Annotated in this window: 1 protein-coding gene and 1 pseudogene; both read right to left on the bottom strand. The window is 76.8% G+C overall.

The genetic code is table 11. The features are described 5' to 3' along the window. A pseudogene (locus tag ACFP3V_RS00805) lies at window positions 1-1,391 on the bottom strand (hypothetical protein); the annotation flags it as partial. After that, on the bottom strand, window positions 1,391-3,009 hold a 1,619-nt coding region (locus ACFP3V_RS00800; RefSeq protein WP_380578523.1), incomplete at its 5' end, for an FtsX-like permease family protein. The gene ACFP3V_RS00800 and the pseudogene ACFP3V_RS00805, both read right to left, overlap by 1 nt.

Genomic DNA, 3,009 nt, shown 5'->3' with positions numbered 1-3,009 from the left:
CGGGCCCGGACCAGCTCCTCGCCGCGACCGCGCGGCCGCACCCGGCGGTGGCCGGCGAGCAGCCGAACCGGATAGGCGAGCGCGGTGAGAAGCCAGAGGGCGAGGGCCGCCGCAAGCGCCGTCAGGTGGCGTGAGGTGGGCAGCAGCAGGACGGCGGCGCCCGCCCCGAGCAGCGCGCCGGCGCCCGCGTACAGCGCGGACTCCGCGAGCAGCCGCAGGCCCAGGGTGCGCAGTGAGGCGCCCCGGCCGCGCAGGAGCTGCAGTTCCTCGCGGCGGCGGTCGGCGGCGATGCCCAGGCCCATGAGCAGGACCACCGCCCCCACCCCGGCCGTCCCGGAGGCTCCGACCGCGACCAGCGGCGCGAGCGCGTCGCGCTGGGCGCTCCAGTCCTGCAGCAGCCGGCCCAGCCCGCTGCTCGCGGTGAGGTCGCCCGGCGGGATGGTCAGGGACGCGACCTCGGTGGCCTTGTCGCCGTCGGTGAACGAGACCAGCTCCGCCTCGGCCGCGTCGACCTGATGGGCCTTCAGCGCGTCGGTGCGCAGCGGGAAGTACCAGTACACCTCGGCGTTGCCCGCCGCGACCAGGTTCATCACCGAGGCCGTGCCGGCGGAGGTGATCGCGTCGGTGTACCAGTAGGAGATCGGGTCGGCCTTGGGACGGGCGAAGGACTCGACGGCGGCGTCGGTCAGATGAGTGCTCGTCAGCCACCAGTCGGCCTGCGGGTCGGCGACCCGGTAGATGCCGGACAGCCGGGCCCGGAAGGAGTCGCCCAGCTGGTAGACCGCGCCGACGCGCAGCCGGAGCTTGGCGGCGGCGCCGGTGCTGACGGCGAACTCCACCGGGCCGGTGATCCCGCTGAAGCGGCCGTCCGGGCCGCTCGTCCGCTGCGGGTCGGCGGGCATCCGGCCCTGGACGAAGCGGAGTTCGCGGTGCGGATCCGGCTGCCAGACCAGGTCGATCCGGGCCGGCTGCTCGCCCAGGGTGGCGGCGCCCGAGCCGGTGAGCGGCATGCCGCTGAGCGGCACGGTGCCGCCGACCGCGGTGGTGCGGATGCCGGCGACCTCGGCGGCCCGGTCCACGCTCAGCGGCGCCTGGACCTCCGCCCGCAGCTGGGCCTGCGCCTGGCCGAGGGCCTGGTCGGAGGCGAGCTGCCACAGCTGCGAGCTCGCCAGGCCGCTGTGCCCGGCGGAGGCGATGCGGATGCTGCGGGAGTCCAGCCCCGCGTGGCGCAGCTGGGAGCCGAGCGCCCGGTCCTGGTATCGGTCCAGCTGCAGCGGGAGCGCGGCGGCGAGGAACGCGGTGAGCAGCGTGAGCAGCGTGACGGCGGCGGCGATGCCAGGGAGGTGGGCGACCCGGGTGCGCACCCAGGGGACGCGGGTCCGACGGCTCATCAGAACTCCTCGGAGGTGCGCAGGCGGCGGGCGGGGTCGCCGCCCCGCAGCCCGGCCAGGGCGGCGCACAGCAGCGGGACGGCGGCGACGGCGGCCAGCAGACCGGCCAGTGGCAGCACCGGGATGTCGACCAGCACCGCCGGGACCGGCCGGGTGGCCTGCGGCGTGAGCACCAGCAGCGGGACCACCAGCCGGGTCAGCAGTTCGCCCAGGAGCAGCCCGACGCCGAGCCCCAGCAGCACCGGCAGGGCGAGTTCCGCGGCGGTGGCCCGGGCGAGCCGGCGCCGGCTCATGCCCAGGGCCCGCAGTACGGCGAACTCGCCGGCGCGGGCGCGGACGGTGCCGGAGGCGTTGGCGGCGAAACCGACGGCGGCCAGCACCACCGCGAGCGCGAGCCCGGCCAGCAGCGCCGACTGCGGGCCGCTGCCCACAGGGTCGTGCTCGGCGGCGGCGGTGACGGCGGCGCGGTCGTAGAAGACGGCGACGCCGCTGTCGGCGCCCAGCGCGGCGACGGCCCGGTCGTGGCCGCCCGGCGCCAGGGTCAGCCACCAGTCGACGGGCGTCAGCGCGGCGGTGGGGTTGGCGGTGTCGGGCCGGTTCAGCCGGGCGGCGTAGGAGGGGAGGTCCACCAGCACCGCGCCGCCGCGCAGCTGCGGGTCCGAGCCGCTGAAGCCCGAAACGGCGGTCAGCGTCTGGCCGTTGAGGCCCTGCTCGGCCGCCGGGCCGGTCCCTGGGAGTGCCTTGACGACCCCGGTGATCCGCACCTGCAGTCCGCCGCCGGTCTCGGCCAGGGTGAGCACCGAGCCGACATGGGCGTGGCTGGTCGCGAGGAACTGCTCGTCCACGACTGCGGCCAGCGGTCCCGGGGCCGGGCCCTGGGACGGAACGAGGGAGAGCTGGACGCTCGGCGGGTTCCACCAGGTCGCGTCCGTGAGCGCCGCGGTGCCCAGCTGCAGGCCGAGGGCGAGCGGGGTTCCGGCCAGGGACCGGGCGGAGACGACCTTGCCCTGCTGGTACTGCGGATCGGCCCCGGGGCCGCCGCTCTGCCCGTAGCTGTCGTCGTACCGGCTCTGCCAGGACAGGCCGGTGGGGGCGGCCACGGGGGCGCCGTCCGCGCTGACGGTCACCGCCACGGTCAGGACGGGGTGCTGCTGCTGGTCGGCGGGGCGTCCGGCCACGGCGACCGGGGCGGAGAGCTCGATCCGGCTGACCGCGAGCGGGTACGCCGGCGTCCCGGACCCGGCGGCCTCGGTCAGGTCCAGGCTCAGCCGGTGGGAGGCGCCGTCGATGTCCACGGCCTCGCTGCCCAGCACGTAGGAGAAGCCGTAGCGGTCGGTGACGTGCACCGCGACGTGGATCTGGGAGTCCGTCAACTTCTGCTCCGCGGCGAGGCCGTGGACGGTCGGACGCAGGTCCACGGCCACGGTCCGGGGCCGGCCGGGCAGCACGACGCCGCGCTGCGCGTCGGTCGGGGCCGGGTCGGCCATGCCCGTGAGGAGCTGAGCCGGCCTGCGGTCCGCGAGGTCCCCGCGCAGCGGCAGCCGGTCCGCCTCGGCCCGGGTGTCGTAGGCGACGAGTTCGGCGAGCCGACCGTCGGCCGCGCTGATCGACTGGCGGC

It is taken from the genome of Streptacidiphilus monticola, from assembly GCF_042658505.1.
Classification (GTDB): domain Bacteria; phylum Actinomycetota; class Actinomycetes; order Streptomycetales; family Streptomycetaceae; genus Streptacidiphilus; species Streptacidiphilus monticola.
The sequence above is the reverse complement of the archived record's forward strand: the minus strand, read 5'-3'. Positions and strand labels throughout refer to the sequence as shown.